The sequence below is a fragment of the Pseudomonas sp. DVZ6 genome, assembly GCF_024259445.1.
Taxonomy (GTDB): Bacteria; Pseudomonadota; Gammaproteobacteria; order Pseudomonadales; family Pseudomonadaceae; genus Aquipseudomonas; species Aquipseudomonas peradeniyensis.
This window is the reverse complement of the sequence record NZ_JANCLM010000021.1, coordinates 62381-85175: the sequence shown is the minus strand read 5'-3', so window position 1 is coordinate 85175 and position 22795 is coordinate 62381. Positions and strand designations below refer to the sequence as shown.

General features: G+C 66.4%; 21 protein-coding genes. 9 read left to right on the top strand and 12 right to left on the bottom strand.

Translation table 11 applies throughout. The annotated features are described in order from the left end of the window. Nucleotides 1-16: 16 nt before the first annotated feature. Nucleotides 17-1510 (bottom strand): aldehyde dehydrogenase, encoded by a 1494-nt coding sequence (locus tag NMG10_RS14150; RefSeq protein WP_203652541.1) that lies wholly within the window; start codon nucleotides 1508-1510, stop codon nucleotides 17-19. A gap of 502 nt (nucleotides 1511-2012) precedes the next feature. Between NMG10_RS14150 and peaA the strand changes: the two genes are divergently transcribed. From peaA to NMG10_RS14125, 5 genes are all read left to right on the top strand, one after another. After that, nucleotides 2013-3578 carry a quinohemoprotein amine dehydrogenase subunit alpha gene (peaA, locus tag NMG10_RS14145; RefSeq protein ID WP_203652542.1) on the top strand — a complete coding sequence of 522 codons (1566 nt, stop codon included), beginning with the start codon at nucleotides 2013-2015 and terminating at the stop codon, nucleotides 3576-3578. 36 nt (nucleotides 3579-3614) lie between these two features. Continuing rightward, complete coding sequence (gene peaB, locus NMG10_RS14140) at nucleotides 3615-5045, top strand: quinohemoprotein amine dehydrogenase maturation protein (RefSeq protein WP_254464574.1); 1431 nt, start codon at nucleotides 3615-3617, stop codon at nucleotides 5043-5045. Nucleotide 5046: 1 nt separating this feature from the next. Then, the gene (gene qhpC, locus NMG10_RS14135) at nucleotides 5047-5370 is read left to right on the top strand and encodes a quinohemoprotein amine dehydrogenase subunit gamma (RefSeq protein WP_050705338.1); all 324 of its coding nucleotides are present in this window, start codon (nucleotides 5047-5049) and stop codon (nucleotides 5368-5370) included. 19 nt (nucleotides 5371-5389) lie between these two features. Then, a complete protein-coding gene (gene peaD, locus NMG10_RS14130; RefSeq protein WP_254464573.1) occupies nucleotides 5390-6511 on the top strand; it encodes a quinohemoprotein amine dehydrogenase subunit beta in 1122 nt (373 codons plus the stop codon). A 163-nt stretch (nucleotides 6512-6674) separates the two neighbouring features. Then, nucleotides 6675-8357: an AMP-binding protein gene (locus NMG10_RS14125; RefSeq protein ID WP_254464572.1), complete on the top strand. Its 1683-nt coding sequence runs from the start codon at nucleotides 6675-6677 to the stop codon at nucleotides 8355-8357. Nucleotides 8358-8360: 3 nt separating this feature from the next. On the opposite strand, the gene NMG10_RS14120 is transcribed toward NMG10_RS14125, so the two are convergent. The 3 genes from NMG10_RS14120 to NMG10_RS14110 all read right to left on the bottom strand — a co-directional run bounded on the left by NMG10_RS14120 (nucleotide 8361) and on the right by NMG10_RS14110 (nucleotide 11389). Further along, on the bottom strand, nucleotides 8361-8918 hold the full coding sequence (locus NMG10_RS14120; protein ID WP_203652546.1) for a TetR/AcrR family transcriptional regulator: 558 nt from the start codon (nucleotides 8916-8918) through the stop codon (nucleotides 8361-8363). 232 nt (nucleotides 8919-9150) lie between these two features. After that, nucleotides 9151-10302 carry an acyl-CoA dehydrogenase family protein gene (locus tag NMG10_RS14115; RefSeq protein ID WP_062363361.1) on the bottom strand — a complete coding sequence of 384 codons (1152 nt, stop codon included), beginning with the start codon at nucleotides 10300-10302 and terminating at the stop codon, nucleotides 9151-9153. 16 nt (nucleotides 10303-10318) lie between these two features. Next, nucleotides 10319-11389 (bottom strand): enoyl-CoA hydratase/isomerase family protein, encoded by a 1071-nt coding sequence (locus tag NMG10_RS14110; protein ID WP_254464571.1) that lies wholly within the window; start codon nucleotides 11387-11389, stop codon nucleotides 10319-10321. A 406-nt stretch (nucleotides 11390-11795) separates the two neighbouring features. Between NMG10_RS14110 and NMG10_RS14105 the strand changes: the two genes are divergently transcribed. The 3 genes from NMG10_RS14105 (at nucleotide 11796) to NMG10_RS14095 (ending at nucleotide 15608) form a co-directional block, all read left to right on the top strand. Next, nucleotides 11796-12644 (top strand): LuxR family transcriptional regulator, encoded by an 849-nt coding sequence (locus NMG10_RS14105; protein ID WP_254464570.1) that lies wholly within the window; start codon nucleotides 11796-11798, stop codon nucleotides 12642-12644. A 68-nt stretch (nucleotides 12645-12712) separates the two neighbouring features. Further along, on the top strand, nucleotides 12713-14203 hold the full coding sequence (locus NMG10_RS14100; RefSeq protein ID WP_254464569.1) for an aldehyde dehydrogenase: 1491 nt from the start codon (nucleotides 12713-12715) through the stop codon (nucleotides 14201-14203). A gap of 22 nt (nucleotides 14204-14225) precedes the next feature. Next, nucleotides 14226-15608 (top strand): aspartate aminotransferase family protein, encoded by a 1383-nt coding sequence (locus NMG10_RS14095; RefSeq protein WP_254464568.1) that lies wholly within the window; start codon nucleotides 14226-14228, stop codon nucleotides 15606-15608. Between the two features lie 130 nt (nucleotides 15609-15738). Here NMG10_RS14095 and NMG10_RS14090 read toward each other — a convergent pair whose 3' ends face one another. The 8 genes from NMG10_RS14090 to NMG10_RS14055 all read right to left on the bottom strand — a co-directional run bounded on the left by NMG10_RS14090 (nucleotide 15739) and on the right by NMG10_RS14055 (nucleotide 21752). Further along, on the bottom strand, nucleotides 15739-16140 hold the full coding sequence (locus tag NMG10_RS14090; protein WP_203652552.1) for an ACT domain-containing protein: 402 nt from the start codon (nucleotides 16138-16140) through the stop codon (nucleotides 15739-15741). Nucleotides 16141-16242: 102 nt separating this feature from the next. Then, on the bottom strand, nucleotides 16243-16731 hold the full coding sequence (locus NMG10_RS14085; protein ID WP_254464567.1) for a DUF2878 domain-containing protein: 489 nt from the start codon (nucleotides 16729-16731) through the stop codon (nucleotides 16243-16245). A gap of 3 nt (nucleotides 16732-16734) precedes the next feature. Continuing rightward, the gene (locus NMG10_RS14080; protein ID WP_203652554.1) at nucleotides 16735-17994 is read right to left on the bottom strand and encodes a cyclopropane-fatty-acyl-phospholipid synthase family protein; all 1260 of its coding nucleotides are present in this window, start codon (nucleotides 17992-17994) and stop codon (nucleotides 16735-16737) included. Continuing rightward, complete coding sequence (locus NMG10_RS14075; protein WP_254464566.1) at nucleotides 17969-18778, bottom strand: DUF1365 domain-containing protein; 810 nt, start codon at nucleotides 18776-18778, stop codon at nucleotides 17969-17971. Before NMG10_RS14075 ends, NMG10_RS14080 begins: the two co-directional genes overlap by 26 nt. Next, the gene (locus NMG10_RS14070) at nucleotides 18775-20022 is read right to left on the bottom strand and encodes an NAD(P)/FAD-dependent oxidoreductase (protein ID WP_203652556.1); all 1248 of its coding nucleotides are present in this window, start codon (nucleotides 20020-20022) and stop codon (nucleotides 18775-18777) included. The genes NMG10_RS14075 and NMG10_RS14070 overlap by 4 nt, the downstream gene beginning before the upstream one ends. A gap of 6 nt (nucleotides 20023-20028) precedes the next feature. Then, the gene (locus tag NMG10_RS14065; RefSeq protein ID WP_254464565.1) at nucleotides 20029-20781 is read right to left on the bottom strand and encodes an SDR family oxidoreductase; all 753 of its coding nucleotides are present in this window, start codon (nucleotides 20779-20781) and stop codon (nucleotides 20029-20031) included. Then, nucleotides 20778-21200, bottom strand: a complete 423-nt coding sequence (locus NMG10_RS14060) for a nuclear transport factor 2 family protein (RefSeq protein ID WP_232857234.1) — start codon at nucleotides 21198-21200, stop codon at nucleotides 20778-20780. The genes NMG10_RS14065 and NMG10_RS14060 overlap by 4 nt, the downstream gene beginning before the upstream one ends. Before the next feature lie 105 nt (nucleotides 21201-21305). Next, nucleotides 21306-21752, bottom strand: a complete 447-nt coding sequence (locus tag NMG10_RS14055) for a PAS domain-containing protein (protein ID WP_050705354.1) — start codon at nucleotides 21750-21752, stop codon at nucleotides 21306-21308. 153 nt (nucleotides 21753-21905) lie between these two features. Between NMG10_RS14055 and NMG10_RS14050 the strand changes: the two genes are divergently transcribed. Beyond that, nucleotides 21906-22793: a MerR family transcriptional regulator gene (locus NMG10_RS14050; RefSeq protein ID WP_232857232.1), complete on the top strand. Its 888-nt coding sequence runs from the start codon at nucleotides 21906-21908 to the stop codon at nucleotides 22791-22793. Nucleotides 22794-22795: the final 2 nt, after the last annotated feature.

Sequence of the window (22795 nt, the reverse complement as noted above, 5' to 3'; positions counted from 1 at the left end):
GCCAGTGCAGGAAGACTCAGAGCCTGATCAACACCGACTTCAGCTCGGTGTAGTGCTCGATCGCCGCCGCGCCCATCTCGCGGCCGACGCCGGAGAGCTTGTAGCCGCCAAACGGCAGCGCCGGGTCCAGTGCGCTGTGGCAGTTCACCCACACCGACCCGGACTTGATCCGCGGGATCATCCGGTGCACCGCGGCGAGGTCGTTGGACCAGATGCTCGCGCCCAGCCCGTAGGGGTTGTCGTTGGCCATGCGCACCACCTCGTCGAGGTCGTCGAACGGCATGGCCACCAGCACCGGGCCGAAGATCTCCTCCTGCACCAGGCGGTGGCGCTGGTCGACATCGACGATCACCGTCGGCTTGACGAAGTAGCCCGGGCCGAAGCCTTCGCCGCCGCAGGCGATGGTCGCGCCCAGCTCGCGGCCCAGGTCGATGTAGCCGGTGACCCGGTCCTGCTGCTTGGCCGAGATCAGCGGCCCCATCTGCACGGTCGGGTCCAGGCCGTTGCCCAGCTTCATGGCGTTGGCGATGCCGGCGATATCGGCCACCACGTTGTCGAAGTGCTTGCGGTGCACGTACAGCCGGGAACCGGCGCAGCATACCTGGCCCTGGTTGAAGAAGATCGCGGTGGCGGCGCCGGCGGCGGCTTCCTGCAGGTTGGCGTCGGGCAGGACGATGGTCGGCGACTTGCCGCCCAGCTCCAGGGTGACGCGGGTCATGTTGTCCATGGCGGCCTTGCCGATTAGCTTGCCGACCTCGGTGGAGCCGGTGAAGGTCAGCTTGTCCACGCCCGGGTGGCGGCTCAGGGCGGCGCCGGCGTTCAGCCCGGTGCCGGTGATCACATTGAACACGCCATCCGGGTAGCCGGCCTCGCTCACCAGTTCGGCGAGCTTCAGCGCGGTCAGCGGGGTTTCGTCGGCAGGCTTGAGGACCACGGTGCAGCCGGTGGCCAGGGCCGGACCGAGCTTCCAGCAGGCCAGCAGCAGCGGGAAGTTCCAGGCGACGATGGCACCGACCACGCCGACCGCTTCGCGGCGGATGAAGCCGTGGAACTCATCGTCGGGCATCAGCGGCAGCGAGGGCTCGACCGTGCTGCCTTCGAGCTTGGTGGCCCAACCGGCCATGTAGCGCAAAAAATCGATGGCCAGTTGCACGTCCATCACCTGGGCCACGGCGGCGCTCTTGCCGTTGTTCAGGCATTCCAGCTCGGCCAGCTCCCGGGCATCGCGCTGCATCAGGTCGGCCAGGCGCCACAGCAGGTTCTGCCGTTCACGCGGGCGTGTGCGGCTCCAGGCCGAGTTGTCGAAGGCCTGGCGCGCGGCCTGCACGGCGCGGTCCACGTCCTGGGCCTCGGCCGCGGGCACCTCGCCGAGGACCTCGCCGGTGGCCGGGTTGCGCAAGGTCATGGTGCGACCGCTGGCGGCGTCCTGCCAGTCGGCGCCGATGCGCATCCTGAGCTTGCGTGCGAGGAAGTCGCGTGTGGCGGGGAGGATCGGCAGTTCGGAATGCATGGGGGCGGTGCCTCTTGTCATGGTTGTGACCAGGGCTGGGGCAATGGGCGTGCCAAAGGACTCGGATGGCGGGTAGGCCCAGCTAGTGGTGGCTTTTGCCGGATTGGGAGTGAATAGAATCAGGGTTGATCTGTTGCATATTGAGATCGGGTGAGACGTCGTGTGACACACATTCACGGGTGCTGGGGCCGCTGTGCGGCCCTTTCGCGGCACAAGGCCGCTCCTACAGGGGATCGCGGTCTCCTGTGTAGGAGCGGCCTTGTGCCGCGAAAGGGCTGCGAAGCAGCCCCGGCAACTGTCTCAAGGTGAAACACCCAGTCGCGAAATGGGACGTTCACCTACAATCCCAAACGCTGGCCCCTACCCGCAAAACCAAGGTAACTCACTGATCCAAAACATTTTTGCTGCAACTGGCACACTTCCTGTATCGCAACTGTCACATGCACACCGCTGTACCCAAGCGTGCGAATAACGATAAGAACAACACCGTGGAGGTCTGACCTTGAAGACGACTCGACTCCGGCGGCAGGCGGGCACACTGGCGCTGGTCGCCACCGCACTGCTGGCCGCCCAGGCCATGGCGGCCGAGCAGGGCCCGAGCCTGTTGCAGAACAAGTGCATGGGTTGCCATATCCCCGAAGGCAACGACAGCTACAGCCGCATCAGCCACCAGCGCAAGACCCCGGAAGGCTGGCTGATGAGCATCGCCCGCATGCAGGTGATGCATGGCCTTTCGATCAGCGACGACGACCGCCGCACCCTGGTCAAGTACCTGGCCGACAAGCAGGGCCTGGCGCCCAGCGAGACCGAGGGCGTGCGCTACGCCATGGAGCGGCGGCTGAACACCGTCGAGCACTTCGACGATCAGCTCAGCCAGATGTGCGGGCGCTGCCACTCCGGTGCCCGGGTCGCCCTGCAGCGGCGTCCGGCCAAGGAATGGGAACACCTGGTCAACTTCCACCTCGGCCAGTGGCCGTCCCTCGAGTACCAGGCCCAGGCCCGCGACCGCGACTGGCTGGACATCGCCCTCAAGCAGATGGTGCCGGACCTGGCCAAGCGCTTCCCCCTCGACAATCCGGCCTGGGCCGAGTGGCTCAAGGCGCGGCCCGAGTCCAAGGTCCTGGCCGGGCAATGGGCGTTCAGCGGCCACATGCTGGCCAAGGGCGACGTGCGCGGGGTGATGACGGTCAGCGCCGAGCAGGGCGACACCTTCAAGGTCGAACTCAAGGGCGCCTATGCCGATGGCACGCCGTTCAACGGCAGCGGCTCGGCGATCCTCTACAACGGCTATGAGTGGCGCGGCAACGTCAAGGTCGGCGAAGCCAACCTGCGCCAGGTGTTCGCCGCCATCGAAGGCCAGATGAAGGGCCGCATGTTCGAGGCCGAGCATGACGAGCGCGGCCTGGACTTCAGCGCCGCCAAGGCCGGCCAGGGCCGTCTGCTGGCGGTGCAGCCGGCGTTCATCAAGGCCGGCGGCGACAGCGAGATCAGCCTGGTGGGCAGCGACCTGTCCGGCAAGCCCGACCTGGGCGCGGGCGTCGAGGTGACCGAGGTGCTTGAGTCGACGCCGACGCTGATCCGGGTCAAGGCACGTGCCGCCAGGGACGCCGCCGCTGGCCAGCGCGAGGTCGCGGTGGGCGCGCTCAAGGGCGTGCAACTGGCGGTGTACGACAAGGTCGAGGAGGTCAAGGTGGTGCCGGCATTCTCCATTGCCCGCATCGGCGAGAACGGCGCCTCGGTGCCCAAGGTCCAGGGCCGCTTCGAGGCCGAGGCCTGGGGCAAGGACGCCAGCGGCCAGCCGCTGCGCATCGGCTATCTGCCGGCCACCTGGAAAGTCGAACCGTTCAACGAACGGGCGGTCGAGGACGAAGACGTCAAGTTCGCCGGGCAGATGCAGGCCGACGGCGTGTTCGTGCCGGGCGGGGCAGGGCCCAACCCGGCGCGCAAGATGATGACCAACAACGCCGGCAACCTGAAGGTGATCGCCACCCTCGCCGACGGCGGCCAGCAGGGCGAGGGTCACATGATCGTCACCGTGCAACGCTGGAACAATCCGCCACTGCCATAGGCATCAACCTGACGCATCGAATCCCGGGAGGTCGCCATGGGCGCACTACTGAACCTGGTCGAACGCAACCTGCACGAAGTGCAGGTGGATGCCGACCGCATGCTGTTCCATATCCCCAGCAGTTCGCTGTTCGCCGCCGACGCGGTGACCGGCGGCATCATCGACGCCCTGCGCCGCCAGGGCTGCTCCGCCGAGGAGCTGATGCAACGCCTCGGCCAGCAGTTTTCCGGACAGGACATCGAGGAAACCCTGCGCGAGCTGATCGCCCTGGAAGTGGTCAGCGACGGCTCGCCGCTGACCCCGGAGATCGCCCTGAAACAGGTCGAGCGCACGGCGCTGAACACCGTGGTGCTCAACGTCAACACCGGCTGCAACCTGAGCTGCACCTACTGCTACAAGGAAGACCTCGACAAGCCTTCGGCCGGGCGCAAGATGAACACGGCCACCGCCGAGGCCTCGGTGGAGATGCTGCTCAAGGAGTCACCCGACGAGCAGCGCTACAGCGTGGTGTTCTTCGGTGGCGAGCCGCTGTCCAACCGGGCGCTGATCGAGCACATGGTGGCTTACTGCGAGCGGCGTTTCGCCGAGGCGGGCAAGCAGGTCGAGTTCATCATGACCACCAACGCCACCTTGCTGACCGAGGAAGTCGTCGACTGGCTCGACGCTCATCGCTTCGGTTTGTCGGTCAGCATCGACGGGCCCAAGACCGTGCACGACCGCAACCGCATCACCGTGGGCGGGCAGGGCACCTACGACGTGGTGCGGCGCAAGGCCGACATGCTGCTGTCGCGCTACCGCAGCCGGCAAGTGGGCGCGCGGGTCACCCTGACCCGTGGCATCACCGACATCGAGACCATCTGGAACCACCTGTTCAACGAACTGGGTTTCGCCGAGGTCGGTTTCGCCCCGGTGACCTCCGGCGACATGGCCGACTTCAACCTCACCGGCGACGAGCTGGTGCAGGTGTTCGCCAACATGAAGGCCCTGGGCCGGCGTTACCTGGAGGCGGCGCTGGAGCATCGCAACATCGGTTTCTCCAACTTGCACCAGCTGATCACCGATATCCACGAGGGCCACAAGAAGGCCCTGCCGTGCGGGGCGGGGCTGAAGATGCTGGCGGTCGACCACGAGGGCGAGCTGAACCTGTGCCACCGTTTTACCGGCTCCAGCCTGCCGACCTTCGGCAACGTGCACCAGGGCGTGAAACAGGCGCAGCTCAATGATTTTCTCTCGCAACGCCTGGACCGCAGCGGCACCGGCTGCGACAGCTGCCGCATCCGCAACCTGTGCTCCGGTGGTTGCTACCACGAGAGCTACGCCCGCTATGGCGATCCGCAGCACCCGACCTACCACTACTGCGAGCTGATGCGCGACTGGGTCGACTTCGGCATCGAGGTCTACAGCCGCATCATGGCCGCCAACCCGGCCTTCATCGATCGCTACATCACTCCCAGGAAGGCGCATTGACATGAAGCACCTCAAACCGCTGAACAACAAGGCGCGCATCCTTGAACAGGCCGCCGCCGAAGACCGCGTCGACGAAGTGCTGGCCATGAGCGCCGTGGCCGGCTGCACCGCCACCACCGATCCGGGCTGGGAAGTGGACGCCTTCGGCGGCGTCAGCTCGCTGTGCCAGCCGATGGAGGCCGACCTCTACGGCTGCTCCGACCCTTGCTGGTGGCCGGCCCAGGTGCCGGACATGATGAGCACCTACCAGGACTGGAACGCCCAGGCGACCAACTCCGCCGAAGACTGGCGCAACCTCGGCACCGTATTCCCGAAAGACAAATAGAACGACAAGGGGAAACCGCATGAAAGCTGGATTCTGCGCGCAGCTCGCGCTCACCATTGCCGCCACGGCCTGCGCCTGGGCGGCCCAGGCAGATGATGCAGGCCCGGCCTTGAAGGCCGGCCATGAATACCTGATCGCCACCAACTACCCGAACAACCTGCATGTGGTCGAGGTGGCCAGCGACACCCTGTACAAGACCTGCCGCATGCCCGATTCGTTCGGCCCCGGCACGGCGATGATGGCGCCGGATAACCGCACCGCCTACGTGCTGAACAACCATTTCGCCGATATCTACGGCATCGATCTGGACAGCTGCAAGACCACTTTCCACGCCAACCTCTCCAGCGTGCCGGGCGAGGTCGGCAAGGCCATGTACTCCTTCGCCATCAGCCCCGACGGCAAGGAGGTCTACGCCACGGTCAACCCGAGCCAGCTCCTGAACGACCACTACGTGGTCAAGCCGCCGCGCCTGGAGGTGTTTCGCACCAGCGATGGCCTCGACGCCAAGCCCGTGCGCAGCTTCCCGATGCCGCGCCAGGTCTACCTGATGCGCGCCGCCGACGACGGCAGCCTGTACGTGGCCGGGCCGGACATCTACAAGCTCGACGTCAAGACCGGCAAGTACAGCATCGCGCTGCCACTGCGCAGCTGGAACCGTCCGGGCTACAGCGCGCCGGACGTGCTGTACTTCTGGCCGCACCAGAGTTCGTTGCATGAGTTCTCGATGCTCTACACCATTGCGAAGTTCAAGGATGCCAAGCAGGACCCGGCCACCGCCGAGCCGCTGTACGGCTACCTGAGCATCGACCTGAAGACCGGCAAGGCCCACACCCAGGAGTTCGCCGAACTGACCGAGCTGTACTTCACCGGCCTGCGCTCGCCCAAGGATCCGAACCAGATGTACGGCGTGCTCAACCGCCTGGCCCGCTATGACATCCAGCAGAAGAAACTGGTCAAGGCCGCCAACCTCGACCATACCTACTACTGCGTGACCTTCGACAAGGCCGGCGACAAGCTCTATCTGGGCGGCACCTTCAACGACCTGGCGGTGTTCGACCCGAACACGCTGGAGAAGGTGAAGAACATCAAGCTGCCCGGTGGCGACATGTCGACCACCACGCCGCAGGTGTTCGTTCGCTAGAGGACCGGGAAATATACATCCCCGTGTAGGAGCGGCCTTGTGCCGCGAAAGGGGCGCGCAGCGCCCCCGGCGATTTCAGCGTCACAGCGAGATTGGGGCTGCTTTGCAGCCTTTTCGCGGCACAAGGCCGCTCCTACAGGGATCGCACAACAAGAGAGCCCCTATGCCCCAGCCCAGCCATACCCAAGGCTCAAAAGCCACTCCCTTGCTCACCCACTGCATCGGTGACGCTTTCGACGTCACCGCCGCCCGCTTCCCCGACCGCGAAGCCCTGGTGGTCCGCCATCAGCACCTGCGCTACACCTGGCGGCAACTGGCAGACGCTGTCGACCTGCACGCCCGCGCCCTGATGGCCCTGGGCCTGCAGGCCGGTGATCGCCTGGGCATCTGGGCACCCAACTGTGCCGAGTGGTGCATCACCCAGTTCGCCAGCGCCAAGATCGGCGCGATCCTGGTCAACATCAACCCGGCCTACCGCACCAGCGAGCTGGAGTACGCCCTGGGCCAGTCAGCCTGCCAATGGGTGATCTGCGCCGACGCCTTCAAGACCTCCGATTACCACGCCATGCTGCTGGACCTGGTGCCCGAGCTCGGTGCCTGCCGACCGGGCGAGCTGCAAAGCACCCGGCTGCCCGAACTGCGCGGGGTCGTCAGCCTGGCCGATACGCCACCCAGCGGCTTCCTGGCCTGGCCGGCGTTGCAGGCCCGCGCCGGCGAAACCGACGCCGGGCAACTGACCGCACGCCAGGCCAGCCTGCACCGGCACGAGCCGATCAATATCCAGTACACCTCCGGCACCACCGGTTTCCCCAAGGGCGCGACCCTCAGCCACCACAACATCCTCAACAACGGCTACATGGTCGGTGAAAGCCTCGGGCTGACCGAGCACGACCGGCTGGTGGTGCCGGTGCCGCTGTACCACTGCTTCGGCATGGTCATGGCCAACCTCGGCTGCATGACCCACGGCAGCACCCTGATCTACCCCAACGATGCCTTCGATCCACTGCTGACCCTGCAGGCCGTGGCCGAGGAGCGCGCCACCGCGCTGTACGGCGTGCCGACCATGTTCATCGCCGAGCTCGACCACCCGCGCCGCCACGAGTTCGACCTGGGCAGCCTGCGCACCGGCATCATGGCCGGCGCCACTTGCCCGATCGAGGTGATGCGCCGGGTGATCGACGAGATGCACATGAGCGAGGTGCAGATCGCCTACGGCATGACCGAGACCAGCCCGGTGTCGTTGCAGACCGGCGCCGCCGACGACCTGGAGCGCCGGGTGACCAGCGTCGGTCGTACCCAGCCGTGGCTGGAGAGCAAGGTGATCGACAGCGCAGGCTGCACCCTGGCATGCGGCGAGATCGGCGAGCTGTGCACCCGTGGCTACAGCGTGATGCTCGGCTACTGGAACAACCCCAAGGCCACCGCCGAGAGCGTCGATGCCGATGGCTGGATGCACACCGGCGACCTGGCGGTGATGGACGACGAAGGCTATGTGCGCATCGTCGGCCGCAGCAAGGACATGATCATCCGCGGCGGCGAGAACATCTACCCGCGGGAGCTGGAGGAGTTCTTCTTCACCCACCCGGCGGTGGCCGATGTGCAGGTGATCGGCATCCCCTGCAGTCGCTATGGCGAGGAGATCGTCGCCTGGGTCCGCCTGCATCCGGGGCAGGTGTTGGGCGCGGACGAGCTGCGCGACTGGGCGCGGGCGCGCATCGCGCATTTCAAGGTGCCGCGTCATTTCCGCTTCGTCGACGCATTCCCGATGACGGTGACCGGCAAGGTGCAGAAGTTCAGGATGCGCGAGATCAGCATCGAGGAGCTGGCTGGCGGCACCGATCGATAGTCGTCAGCCCTGTGGCCGGGCACCGTTGAGGAACAATTGCTCGACCGTCTGCGCAGTGTTGGCGCTGGCGGCGCGACCGCGGTGCTCGGCATCGACCATGCCGTAGATCATGGTCATGAATATCTCGGTGAACACTGCCGCGCTGATGTCGATGCGTAGCACGCCCAACTGCTGGGCACGCAGGAAGAACGCATCCATGGCCTGGATATAGACCTGCCAGCGCAGGTCCTCGGCGTCGTTGAGCAAGGTATCGGGGCGGTACTGGAACATCAGGAACATCAGCAGTTCGCGATGCTTGAGGTGTTCGGCGATCAGGTGTCGGATGCCGGCCAGCGGTTCGACGCGCTCGAGGTCGGCTTCAAGAATGACCTGGTTGAGCACCTGCTCGCCATGGTCCTCGAGCAGTTTCACCAGGTTGTCGCGGGTGCCGCAGAAGCGGTGCAGGGTGGCCTTGCTGACCCCGGCGGTTTCCGCCAGCTCCTTGAGGGTGGCGCGGGGGTGGACGACAATGGCCTGGGCCAGGGCCTTGAGCAGGCGCTCTTCCTGGAGGGTTCTACGCATGTGGGACCTCGAGTCGGGGTTCGGCGACGAAATATCCACAATTGTATCATATGAGACGAATAAATCTCATAAAGGGGCACGCCCCGTGTAGGAGCGGCCTTGTGCCGCGAAAGGGCTGCGCAGCAGCCCCGGGATTTCAGCGTAAATGCAAAGATTGCCGGGGCCGCTTTGCGGCCCTTTCGCGGCACAAGGCCGCTCCTACAGAGGGGCGCGTATAACCTGATGCCTTGCCTCAGACCGTATAGTGCTTCAACTCACGCGCAATCAGCATGCGCTGGATCTCGCTGGAGCCCTCGTAGATCTGGGTAATGCGCGCATCGCGATAATACTTCTCCACCGGGTAGTCTTCCAGGTAGCCGTACCCGCCATGCACCTGGATTGCCATCGAGCAGACCCGCTCGGCCATCTCCGAGGCGAACAGCTTGGCCTGGGAGGCCTCCGACAGGCAAGGCTTGCCGGCGCTGCGCAGGCGCGCGGCATGCAGGATCAGCAGGCGAGCAGCGTTGACCTGCACCTGCATGTCGGCCAGCAGGTTGGCGATGCTCTGGTGCTCGTTGATCGGCTTGCCGAACTGGATGCGCTCGCGGGAGTAGGTCAGCGCCGCCTCGAACGCCGCGCGGGCAATGCCCAGGGCCTGGGCGGCGATGCCGATGCGCCCGCCTTCGAGGTTGGACAGGGCGATGGCCAGGCCCTTGCCGCGTTCGCCCAGCAGGTTGGCGGCCGGGATGCGGCAGTCGTCCAGGGTCACCGCGCAGGTGTCGGAGGCACGAATGCCCATCTTGTGTTCGCTGCGGTCGACCTTGAAGCCTGGGTTGTCAGTCGGTACCAGGAAGGCCGAGAGGCCTTTCTTGCCCAGCTCCGGGTCGGTCACGGCGAAGACGATGGCCAGCTTGGCGCGGCGGGCGTTGCTGACGAACTGCTTGGCGCCGTTGATGACCCACTGGCCATCGACCAGCTCGGCGCGGGTGCGCAGGTTGTGGGCCTCGGAGCCGGCCTGGGGCTCGGTCAGGCAGAAGCAGCCGATCGCCTCGCCGCTGGCCAGTTGCGGCAGCCAGGCCTGCTGCTGCTCGGGGGTGCCGTAGGCCAGCAGCGGGCCGCAGCCCACCGAGTTGTGGATGCTCATCATCGCCCCGGTGGCGCCATCGGCGGCGGAGATTTCCTCGACCGCCAGGGCGTAGGCGACATAGTCGGTGTAGCTGCCGCCGAACTGCTCCGGGGCGACCATGCCGAGCAGGCCCAGTTCGCCCATCTTGCGCACCACGTCATCGTCGATCCAGCCGGCCTTTTCCCAGGCCTGGGCATGGGGCGCGATCTCGCCGCGGGCGAAATCGCGGGCCATGTCGCGGATCATGATCTGCTCTTCGCTCAGTTCCAGGTCTTGCATCTGTGTACTCCCGGGCTCACAGGCCTTCGAAGAATTGGTCGACCCGCTGGGCAGTGAGGCCGGCCAGGGTCGGCGGGTTCCAGCGGGGTTGCTTGTCCTTGTCGACGATCAGGGCGCGCACGCCTTCGATGATGTCGCCGTGGGCGAACCACTGGCGGTCGATGTGCAGTTCCATGGCGAAGCAGTCTTCCAGGGCCAGGTGGCGGCCACGGCGCAGCAGTTCCAGGGTGACCGCCATGGCCAACGGCGAGCGGGTTTCCAGCAGGTCGGCGGTGTCCAGCGCCCATTGGCGGCTGTCGCCGATGGTCACGGCGCGCAGTTGCTCGATGATGCTCGGCAGGTCGGGCAGGGCGAAGAAGTGGTCGATCACCGGGCGCAGTGTCGCCAGCGGCGCGTCCGCCAAGGTCTGGGTGCCCAGCTTGGCGAGCAAGCCTTGCAGGTCCTTGAGCGGGTTGGCGCCGAAGGTCAGGCGGTCGAGCCCGTCATCCAGGGCCGCGAGCTGCTCACTGTCGACGTACCAGTCGGCCAGGCCGCAGTAGAGGGCATCGGCAGCCTTGACCTGGCTGCCGCTGACGCCCAGGTAGATACCCAGTTCGCCCGGTACCCGGGGCAGGAAGTAGCTGCCGCCGACATCCGGGAAGTAACCGATGCCCACCTCGGGCATGCCCAGGCGGCTGCGTTCGGTGACGATGCGCAGGTCGCAGCCCTGGGCCAGGCCCATGCCGCCGCCGAGGGTGAAGCCGTCCATCAGCACCAGCACCGGCTTGCGGTAGCGGTGGATGCACAGGTCCAGGGCGTATTCCTCGACGAAGAAGTCCTCGTGCAGCTTCTCGCCGGCCTTGTAGCTGTCGTGCAGCGAGCGGATATCGCCACCGGCGCAGAAGCCCTTGGGGCCCTCGCCACGCAGCATCACGGCGTGCACCTGCGGATCCTGGGCCCATTGGTCGAGGTGGCGCTGCAGGCTGCGTACCATGTCCAGGGTCAGGGCGTTGAGGCCGGTGGGGCGATTAAGGGTGAGGTGGCCAATGTGGTTGCGGACCTCGGCCAGTACCTGATCCGTTGCCGAGGGTTGAGCGTGCGCGGTCATCGCGGTCTCCCTGCTTTGTTATTGATTTTCCAAGTGAAGTCCTGGAATGCGCGGGCGGATCGAACGATCCTGTCATGCAAAATTACCCTGCACAATTGGCAAATCTGCAGGGTTACCCTGCATTTTTGTCGCCATGCGCATTCCAAGTCTGATGCAGCACTGTAGCAACTCCACGCCCCCTGTAGGAGCGGCCTTGTGCCGCGAAAGGGCCGCAAAGCGGCCCCAGGATTTCAATACTGATGCGAAGGTCGCCGGGGCCGCTTGCGGCCCTTTCGCGGCACAAGGCCGCTCCTACAGGGGGACGTGCAGCAATTGAGACTGGCTCCTCACCCCGAAGGGTGATAGCCGCCCCGTCCCCCCCATGAAACAATCCCGCCCAGCACTCACCCTGGCGGGGACAACAACAATGAGCAACGCCCAGCTGAATTCGCCCGACTGGTACGCGCAGATGGCCCGCGTGGTCGACGCCATTGGCACGCCCGGCTTCGTCGAGGCGTTGTTCGCTGCCCTCAACCAGCTGGCGCCGTGCCAGGCCATCACGGTGTTCCTGTACCCGCGCAAGGGCTTGCCGTCGGCGCTGTTCGCCAAGGACGACGAGGGGCCCTGGCTGCCCGAGGGCAATGTGCAGAAGTACCTCGAAGGCTACTACCTGCTGTGCCCGTTCTACCGCGCCTGCATGGACGGCATGCCCGCCGGCTGCTACCGCCTGAGCGATGTCGCGCCCGATCATTTCAAGCGCAGCGAGTACTACACCTCCTTCTACCAGCATGCCCACCTGGAGGACGAACTCAACTACCTGGTGCCGCTGGACGCCCAGCTGACCATCGCCGTGGCCCTGGGCAGCACCCGGCGCCTGGGCAGTCGCCAGGTGGCCGAGCTCAAGTGCATCGCCGCCTGGGTGGTGGCGGTGGTGCGCCGCCACTGGGGGCAGCTGGATGCCGAGGCCCTGGGCGGGCGCTTTGAAAGCGCGCTGGGGCGGCAGATCAACGCCGCGCTGAACAACTTCGGCTCGTCCTTGCTCACCGAGCGTGAGTGCCATATTGCCCAGTACCTGCTGCGCGGCCATTCCACGCGTTCGCTGGCCGAGCGCCTGGGCATCAGCGAAGACACGGTCAAGACCCACCGCAAGAACCTCTACGCCAAGCTCGATATCGCCACCCAGGCCGAGCTGTTCTCGCTGTTCATCGCCTCGCTGGCCCAGGCCCAGGAAGGCCTGAGCAAGGACCCGCTGGAAAGCTACCTGCGACGGCGCTGAACCACCGTTTCACCTCATCCAGACAACGACAATCACCGGCCCCGCGTGTGGCCGGAGGGGAGACCTGCGTGCATACGAAAAGCGATTGGCAGCAGCGCGCTGCACAGCAAAGCTTCATCACCACCGCGTTGATCGACGGCCGCCCGGTGACGGCCCGCGACGGTGCCACCTTCGCCGCCATCAACCCGGCGACCGAGCGCTGCCTGGCCCAGGTCGCCGCCTGCGCCGACCATGAAATCGACCAGGCGGTGCGGGCCGCCCGCCGTGCCTTCGAGCACGGCCCCTGGGCACGCATGGCGCCTGCCGAGCGCAAGCGCGTGCTGCTGCGCCTGGCCGAGCTGATGCTGGCCCACCGCGAGGAACTGGCGCTGCTTGACTCGCTGAACATGGGCAAGCCGGTGATGGACGCCTACAGCATCGACGTGCCCGGTGCTGCGCATGTGTTCGCCTGGTATGGCGAGGCGCTGGACAAGCTCTACGACCAGGTCGCGCCGACCGCCGCCAGCGCCGTGGCAATGATCAGCCGCGAGGCGTTGGGCGTCATCGGCGCGGTGGTGCCGTGGAACTTCCCGTTGGACATGGCCGCCTGGAAGGTCGCCCCGGCACTGGCCGCAGGCAACAGCGTGGTGCTCAAGCCCGCCGAGCAGTCGCCATTCTCGGCCCTGCGCCTAGCGGAGCTTGCATTGCAGGCGGGGTTGCCGGAAGGCGTGCTCAACGTGGTGCCGGGCCTGGGTGAAACCGCGGGCCGCGCCCTGGGGCTGCACCCGGACGTGGACTGCCTGGTGTTCACCGGCTCCACCCAGGTGGGCAAGTACTTCATGCAGTACTCGGCGCAGTCCAACCTCAAGCAGGTGTGGCTCGAATGCGGCGGCAAGAGCCCGAACCTGGTGTTCGACGACTGCCGCGACCTCGACCTGGCAGCGCAGAAAGCGGCGTTCGGCATCTTCTTCAATCAGGGCGAGGTGTGCTCGGCCAACTCGCGGCTGTATGTGCAGCGCTCGATCCATGACGAGTTCGTCGAGCGCCTGCTGCGCCAGGCCCGTGAGTGGCTGCCGGGCGACCCGCTGGATCCGGCCAGCCGCGCCGGCGCCATCGTCGATGCAGGGCAGGCCGCGCGCATCGAGGCGGCCATCGCCCAGGGCCGGGCCGAGGGCGCGCGCCTGCTGTGCGGCGGCGAGCGGCTGAGTGTCAACGGCTCGCAGAACTTCATCACGCCAACGATCTTCACCGATGTGCGCCAGGACATGGCCCTAGCCCGCGAGGAGATCTTCGGCCCGGTACTGGCGGTCAGCGCCTTCGATGACGAGGAGCAGGCCATCGCCTTGGCCAATGACAGCGTCTACGGCCTGGCCGCGTCGGTCTGGAGCGACGACCTCAACCGCGCCCACCGCGTGGCCCGGCGGCTCAAGGCCGGCACGGTGTCGGTCAACACCGTCGACGCCCTGGACGTGACCGTGCCGTTCGGCGGCGGGCGCCAGTCGGGCTTTGGCCGCGACCTCTCGCTGCATTCGTTCGACAAGTACACCCAGCTCAAGACCACCTGGATCCAGCTGCGCTGACATTCACCCGAGGAGAACAACAATGAACGCACCTTTTGCGCCCAAACGCGACACCCGCGACTACCAGGCCAGCGACGCCGCCCACCACATCCACGCCTTCCTCGACCAGAAGGCGCTCAACGCCGAGGGGCCACGGGTCATCACCCGGGGTGAAGGCCTGTACCTGTGGGACAACGACGGCCGCCGCTACCTGGACGGCATGTCCGGCCTGTGGTGCACCCAGCTCGGCTATGGCCGCAAGGACCTGACCGCCGCCGCCGCCGCGCAGATGGACCAGCTGGCGTACTACAACATGTTCTTCCACACCACCCACCCGGCGGTGATCGAACTGTCCGAGCTGCTGTTCAGCCTGCTGCCGGGCCACTACAGCCACGCCATCTACACCAACTCCGGCTCCGAGGCCAACGAGGTGCTGATCCGCACTGTGCGTCGCTATTGGCAGGTGGTCGGCCAGCCGAGCAAGAAGATCATGATCGGCCGCTGGAATGGCTACCACGGCTCGACCCTGGCGGCCACGGCGCTGGGCGGGATGAAGTTCATGCACGAGATGGGCGGGCTGATCCCGGACGTTGCGCATATCGACGAGCCGTACTGGTTCGCCGCGGGCGGCGAGCTGACCCCGGCCGAGTTCGGCCGACGCTGCGCCCTGCAACTGGAGGAGAAGATCCTCGAGCTGGGCGCCGAGAACGTTGCCGGTTTCATTGCCGAGCCGTTCCAGGGCGCCGGCGGCATGATCTTCCCGCCCGAGAGCTACTGGCCCCAAATCCAGCGCATCTGCCGCCAGTACGATGTGCTGCTGTGCGCCGACGAGGTGATCGGCGGTTTTGGTCGCACCGGCGAATGGTTTGCCCACCAGCACTTCGGTTTCGAGCCCGACACCCTGTCCATCGCCAAGGGCCTGACCAGTGGCTACGTGCCCATGGGCGGGCTGGTGCTGAGCAAGCGCATCGCCGAGGCGCTGGTGGAGCGGGGCGGGGTATTCGCCCACGGCCTGACCTATTCCGGTCACCCGGTGGCAGCAGCGGTGGCGGTGGCCAACCTCAAGGCCCTGCGCGACGAAGGCATTGTGCGCCAGGTCAAGGACGACACCGGGCCATACCTGCAGCGCATCCTGCGCGAGGTATTCGCCGATCACCCGCTGATCGGCGAGGTGCAGGGCGCCGGTCTGGTGGCGGCGCTGCAGTTCGTCGAGGACAAGGCCACGCGCAAGCGCTTCGCCAACGAGAACGACCTGGCCTGGCAGTGCCGCACCTTCGGTTTTGAGGAAGGGGTGATCATTCGCTCGACCCTGGGGCGCATGATCATGGCGCCGGCGCTGGTGGCCAGCCGAGGCGAGCTGGATGAGCTGGTGGAGAAGACCCGTATTGCGGTGGATCGGGTGGCGGGGATGGTTGGCAGACGCTGAGTCTGGCTTGAGATCCTGGGGCCGCGTTGCGGCCCTTTCCGGCCGGTCCGACGCCTCGGCAAGGCCGCTCCTGCAGGGGTACGCGATCCGGGTAGGAGCGGCCTTGCGCCGCGAAAGGCCTGACTTATGATTATCCAGCGTTGTCAGACAGTGCCTTCAACACCGTCATTGCGCTCTGGGCATCGTCCACGCCGACAAAGATGTGGTCATGGTAATAGGCCGCCACTACGTTGCAGCTGATGCCCGCCTTGCCCAGCGCGGTGGCGAACGCCGCAGTCAGGCCCACGGCCTCGAGGGAAGAGTGGACGGTCAGCGTGATCCAGGCGCAGACATAGGTGTAGGGCAGCTGCATCGCGTCCGCGACCGTTCGCTCCAGGATGACCGTCCAGCCTTCGCGCTCCCTGAAGCTGCCTACAATGTTCAGGTCTTGCAGCTGCGAGGCGTCAGTGACCGTGGCAAAGACATATTCGCCATCATTGAGTTCGGGCCTCATGGACTGGAGAAGTTTTTCAATCGAGGTTTCGCCATGCATCGCCTGGGCTCCTTGAATTGTGAGTCGGCAGTCTAGAGCGTTCACCGGGGGCGAATGAAATTAGCATTGCACGCAGGGCATTAGGACAATCGATTTCGCCGCTCAGCGCCACGCTGCCAGGCGTACCAGCGCGGGCAGCAGCAGCGCCCAGATCGGCGCCAGCAGCAGGGCGGTGGTGACCGCGCCCAACGGCAGGTCAACCTGCGTCAACCGGGCACCGGCCAGATAGGCCAGCGGCCCGCCCAACGCACCCAGCACCGCCCCGCGCCAGAACGGCTGGCCGGCCCAGGCCAGGCTATGGCGCAGGCCGCTGGCCAACACCAGCCACATCAAAACCAGCCACACGGGTAGCGGACGGCTGTCGAAAGTAAACACGCCAATCGCGCCCAACAGGCTGTCCACCAGGCAGCCGGCCAGCGTCACGCGCAGTAGCGCCCAAGCCTCGCCAGGGCGATCCTGGCAGAGGTATACATGCACCGCCATGACCGGCGGCACCACCAGCAGCAACCCGGGCCATCGGGCGCCGAGCACGCACAGCCACCAGCCGGCCTGCAGCCACAGGGCATTGGCGATCAGCCAGCCACGGCGCATGGGTCAGTGCCCGGGCAACGGAGCGCGCCGTGCCAGGGGAGCTGCCCACAGCAACTGGGCGACGCCGATGGCGCGCTCCTCGAAACCGCCCTGGCAGTAGCACAGGTAGTACTCCCACAGGCGCTGGAACATTTCGTCGTAGCCGAGCGCCGTCAGCACACCGCGGGCCTGGCGCAGGTTGTCGCGCCAGTGCCGCAGGGTGCGGGCGTAGTCCAGGCCGAAGTCCTCCAGGTGCACGAGGTTCAGTCCTGTCTGGCGGCTGGCGGTGTCGAGCAGCACGCTCAGCGACGGCAGGGCGCCGCCGGGGAAGATGTAGCGCTGGATGAAGTCCACCGAGCGACAGGCCTGGGCATAGCGCTGGTCGCGGATGGTGATGGCCTGCAGGAGCATCAGCCCGTCGGGCTTGAGCAGCGTAGCGCACTGGCGAAAGTACACAGGCAGGTAACGGTGGCCGACGGCCTCTATCATCTCGATCGAGACCAGTTTGTCGAAGGTGCCCGCCAGGTCGCGATAGTCCTGGCGCAACACCGTCACACGGTGCTCCAGCCCCAGCGCCTGGACGCGCTGCAGGGTGAAGGCGTACTGGGCCTCGGAGAGCGTCGTGGTGGTGACCCGGCAGCCGTGCCGGGTCGCGGCGTGGATCGCCAGGCTGCCCCAGCCGCTGCCGATCTCCAGCAGGTGATCCTGCGCACGCAGTTCGAGTTTGCGGCAGATCTGCTCCAGCTTGTTCAGCTGGGCCTGCTCCAGGGGTTGCTCGGGGTGTTCGAACCGGGCCGCCGAGTACATCATGGTCGGGTCGAGCAGGTGTTCGAACAGGACGTTGCCCAGGTCGTAGTGGGCCAGGATATTGCGTTTGGCGCCGCGCCGGTTGTTGCGGTTCAGGCGATGCAGCAGGCGCAGCAGGGGGCGACCCAGACGCGCCAGGCCACCCTCCAGGGCGTCCAGTACCTCCAGGTTGGCCACGAACAGCCGGGTCACGGCCGCCAGGTCCGGGCTGTGCCAGTAGCCATGGATGTAGGCTTCGCCGGCACCGATCGAGCCATTGCCGGCCACCAGGTTCCAGGCCGCGCCTTCAAGGATCTCCACTTCGGCCTGCAACGGGCTGTCGGTGTCGCCGAAGCTCCATTGCCGTCCCCGCTCGCGCAGCCGCAGGTGGCCGTGGCGTAGCTTGCCCAGTTGCGCCAGCACCGCGCTGCGGGCCAGTCCACCCAATAGCGGTGTGAGGCCTGCAGATTTGCTAACGCTCAGGGTGGGGTTCGACATGGTCGGGCTCCTCGCGGCGATGGCCGAGCGCCAGGGTGCCCTGGCTGGCGGTATGGTCGTGAACGGGGACACGCTTGAACAACAGGCGCAGGGCTTGCCAGTAGATGGCCGAGACGGTGCGCAGGCTCATCCAGGGGAAGGACAGCAGGTAGCGATGCAGCGCGGCGCGGTCCAGCGGCTGGCGGCGCACGGCGAGGTCGGCTTCGAAGACCTTCTGGCCGTCTTGCCAGTTCTCCATGTGCACGTGAATCCGCTGCGTATCCAGATGGAAGTGCAGGTGGTAGTCCATGGCCATCGGCAGGAAGGGCGATACGTGAAAGGCCTTGGCCATGGTGAACGGTTGCTCGAGGCCGTCCCGCACCGGCAGCACATAGTGGAAGCGCTCGCGCCATGGCGTGTTGCGCACTTCCAGCAGAATCGCCGCCAACTGCTCGTCGCGGTCATGGCAGAAGTACAGGCTCACCGGATTGAACGACAGCCCCCAACTGCGCAACTGTGTCAGCAGGCGCACCGGGCCTTCGGGAACCTGGCCGGTGGCCTGGCCGACCAGTCGGCGGGCGGCCTGGGCCAGCGGCTCGCCCTTGCCGGTCAGCGCCGGCAGGTAGTCGGTCTCGCGCCAGCTCAAGGGCGCCAGTCGCCAGCGCCCCACCCAGCGCGACAGGCCCAGCAGCCGGGCCTGCTCGTCGAGGTCCAGGTAGAACATGCCGATCCGGTAGCGGAAGGCATGCGACCGGGGCCCCAGGCGTCGATGGCTGACCCAGCCCGGGCACAGGCTGCTGTTCACAATTGCTCTCCGAAGTGTTCGGCGACCTTGAGCGCACTGACCACGCCGTCTTCGTGAAAGCCGTTGCCCCAGTAGGCGCCGCAGTAGTAGCTGTGGTGCTGGCCCTGCAGCTCGGCCTGGCGGGCCTGGGCGGCGGTGGCGGCGAGGCTGTATTGAGGGTGGGCGTACTGGTAGCGGGCGATGATCTGCGCCGGGTCTACACGTGAGGTCTGGTTGAGGCTGACGCAGAAGGTCACCGGGGCCTGGATGCCCTGCAGGATGTTCATGTTATAGGTCAGCGCGGCTGGGGCCTGTTCGGGGCCGCCCAGGCGGTAGTTCCAGCTGGCCCAGGCCTTGCGCCGGCGCGGCAGCAGGCGGGTGTCGGTGTGTAGCAGCACATCGTTGCTGGCGTAGGTGATGGCCCCAAGCACCGCGCGCTCCTGGGCGCTGGGTGCTTCCAGCAGGGCCAGGGCCTGGTCGCTGTGGCAGGCGAACACCACGTTGTCGAAGCGCTCACTACCGGCCTTGCCGTGCAGGGTGACGCCGCCTTCGTCGCGGCTCACCCGGTCGACTTTGCACGCCAGGCGAATGCGCTCGGCGAACGGTCGGCACAGCGGTGCGACATAGCTGCGCGAACCACCCTCGACGACCCGCCACTGCGGACGCCGGTTGACCGACAGCAGCCCATGGTTGCGACAGAAACGCACGAAGAACTGCAGGGGGAAATCGAGCATGTCCGCCCGTGACATCGACCAGATTGCCGAGCCCATCGGCACGACGTAGTGCTCGATAAAGCGCCGGCCATAGCCCTGTGCCTGGAGGTAACCGCCCAGGGTGGTGGACGGGTCGATGCGCTCGCGGTCCAGGTCGGCCAGGGCCTGGCGGTTGAAACGCAGGATGTCGCGCAGCATGCCCCAGAACCCCGGCGACACCAGGTTGCGCCGTTGCGCGAACAGGGTGTCGAGGTTGTGGCCGTTGTATTCGAGGCCGCTGTCCGGGTCATGCACCGAGAAGCTCATCTGGGTCGGACGCGAGGCGACCCCAAGCTGGTCGAGCAAGCGGATGAAGTTCGGGTAGGTCCAGTCGTTGAACACGATGAAGCCGGTGTCCACTGCGTGGCGCTCGCCGTGCCAGGGCACTTCGACGGTATGGGTGTGGCCACCGATCCAGTCCTCGGCCTCGAACACCGTGACTTCGTGGCGGCGCGACAGCAGGTGGGCGCAGGTCAGGCCGGCGATGCCGCTGCCTATGATCGCGATGCGCATGGCGGGCTATTCCTGTGGCCGTCTTGCCAGGCGTCGACCCAGCGCCAGGCGCCAACGCGGCGGCAGCGCGCCGAGCAGGCGCAGGACCAGGGTGAACGCAGCGGGGAAGTTGATTTCCAGCGGCCGCCCGGGCAGGCGCCGGGCGATATGGCGGGCGGCGCGCTGCGCCGTCCAGCGCTGAGGCATGGGGAAGTCGTTGCGCCGGGTCAGGGGCGTATCGACGAAGCCGGGGCTGACCAGGGTGACATCGATGCCTTCATTGGCCAGGTCGATGCGCAGCGATTCGATCAGGTAACGCACGGCGGCCTTGGATGCGCCATAGGCGCCGGCCCGGGGCAGGGCGAGCCAGGCCACCGAACTGCCCATCACCACCACATGCGGGCGCTCGCCACGGCGCAGCATGGGCAGGGCGATGGCCAGGCAATGACACAGGCCCAGCAGGTTGGTGCGCACCACGCGCTCGACCAGGTCAGGGTCGAATCGACCCGGCTCCAGGTATTCACAGGTCCCGGCGTTGAGGATCACGCCATCGAGTGCGCCCCAGGCTTGCTGCAGTTCCCCGGCGATCAACGCCAGCCGTTCGCGGTCGTCGATATCGCCAAGGGCCGCCAGCGCCTGCCCGGGAAAACGTTCGACCAAGGGCGCCAGGCGCTCGGCGCAGCGGCCTCCCAAGGCTACCTGGTGCCCCTGTTCCAGCAGTTGCGCGGCCAGCGCCGCGCCGATGCCGCTGCTGGCGCCGGTCAGCCAGTAGCGGCTCATGCCAGCCGACCCTTGAGCCAGCGGATGGCGCCGCCCATGACCGGGACATGTTCATAGAGCAGGGCACCGGCGTCGAAGTAATCCTGGTGAACCTGTACCCGCTGCTGCCATTGCAGATGGCTGCAGCCCTGCAGGCTGATGGGCCGGCCACCGGCCAGACGTGGATGGCGAAAGTGCAGGGTCCAGCGCAGGTAACCCTGCCCGGGCCGGACCTCGTCGGCGCCGGTGAAGGCATAGCGGATGTCGTGGGCGTTGGCGTAGAGCTGGGCGAAGTACGCCTTCAGGGCCGGCAGGCCATCGACCCGGTGCAGCGGGTCGCGAAAGCTGACATCTTCGCTGTACAGGTTTTCCAGCGAGTCCAGGTTGCCCCGGTGCAGGCGGGCGAAGCATTCGGCGAACTGCTGCAGGTAGTCTGACATGCGCGGCTCCGGGAAATCCTGTACAACGATGGCGAGTTGTACAGGTATGACTGAAGCCTAGGACTAAAATTGTACAAATACAATCTTCTTGTACAGCTTTTGCCGTCAGCGTCCGGCTGCCGCCAGCGCCTCGCGCAAGCGCGCGACCTCCGCTTCCAGTTCGCGCACTTTCTCCTCGGCGGCCACCTGGGCCGTGACATCGCGCTGGATACCGATGTAGTAGGTCAGTTGGTCGGCTTCGTTGCGCACCGGGGTAATCGACAGCTCGTTCCAGAACGGGCTGCCATCCTTGCGGTAGTTGCGCAGCACCTGGCGGCAGGGGTGGCCGGCGCGGATCGCCTGGCCGATGGCGGCGACGCCCGGCTGGTCATGGTCGGTGCCCTGGAGAAAGCGGCAGTCCTGGTAGAGGATGTCGTCCGTGGCGTAGCCGGTGAGCCGTTCGAAGGCCGGGTTTACGTAGATGAGAATGCTGTCGTTGCCCTCCTGTTCGGCGACGACGATGCCATCGTTGGACTGCTCGACCATCAGTTGCAGGAGTTTCGCGTTGATCATGGAGCTCACCTGTCGGATCGTGTGTGCGAATGCGCAGCGTAGCTTCCGTGCGAGAACCTCGGGCGCGTGTGCCGACCATGATGACCCAAGCAGGCTCGCCGCAACAGGTACCCATGGGGTTAGAATGTGTCTTCACCCATTCGAACCCTGGCCATGACCGACGCCCCTTCCTTCGACTTGCTGCCCATGCGCGACGTGGTCAGCCTGACCGGCATCAACCCCGTGACGTTGCGCGCCTGGGAGCGCCGCCATGGCCTGATCAGTCCGCAGCGCACCGAAGGCGGGCACCGGCTGTACACGGCCAGGGATGTCCAGCGCATTCGCGACATTTTGCGTTGGACCGGCAATGGCGTGCCTATCAGCAAGGTTGGCGGGTTGCTCGCCGGCCAGCCCGAAGCGCCCCCCGCGCAGGACGATGCCTTTCACGACTGGCGCCAGGCCGTTGTCCGGGCGACCAAGGCGTTCGACGCACAGGCGCTGGAAGGCATTCACGGGCAGTTGTTCACGCTGTTGCCCAAGGCCTCGGTGATGCACGAGGTGTTCATGCCGGTGTGGCGCGAGCTGGCCGAAGGTGAGGCTTTCGGCGAGCGCAGCCAGTGGCTGTTCCTGGACACTTTCCTGCGCGCCCGTCTGCTGCTGCGCCTGCACATGAACCAGGCCGATGCGCCACGGGTGCTGCTGGCCGGCGCCGAGGGCCTGGCCGAGCTGCAGTTGCTGTGTGCCGGCCTGCTGCTGAGTGATCGGCGCCAACGCATCGAGGTGCTGGGGTGTGGCCAGCCGCTGGAGGAGCTGGCGCTGGTGTGCAGGGCAATCCAGCCGGCGGTGCTGGTGGTTGCGGTGCGGGGGCCGGTAAGCGCGGCCTTGGCGAAACGACTGCGTTCGTTGCAGATGGAGATCGCTTGCCCGCTGGCGCTGGTGGGCGAGGGGCTGGGGGCGTCGCAGGTTGTGTTGCAAGGTATTCCGGTGTGTCTGCTGGATGAGTGTGATCCTCAGGCGCCCGGCATGCTTGATGCGTTGATCAGGGGCGCCTTGGACCTGTGATG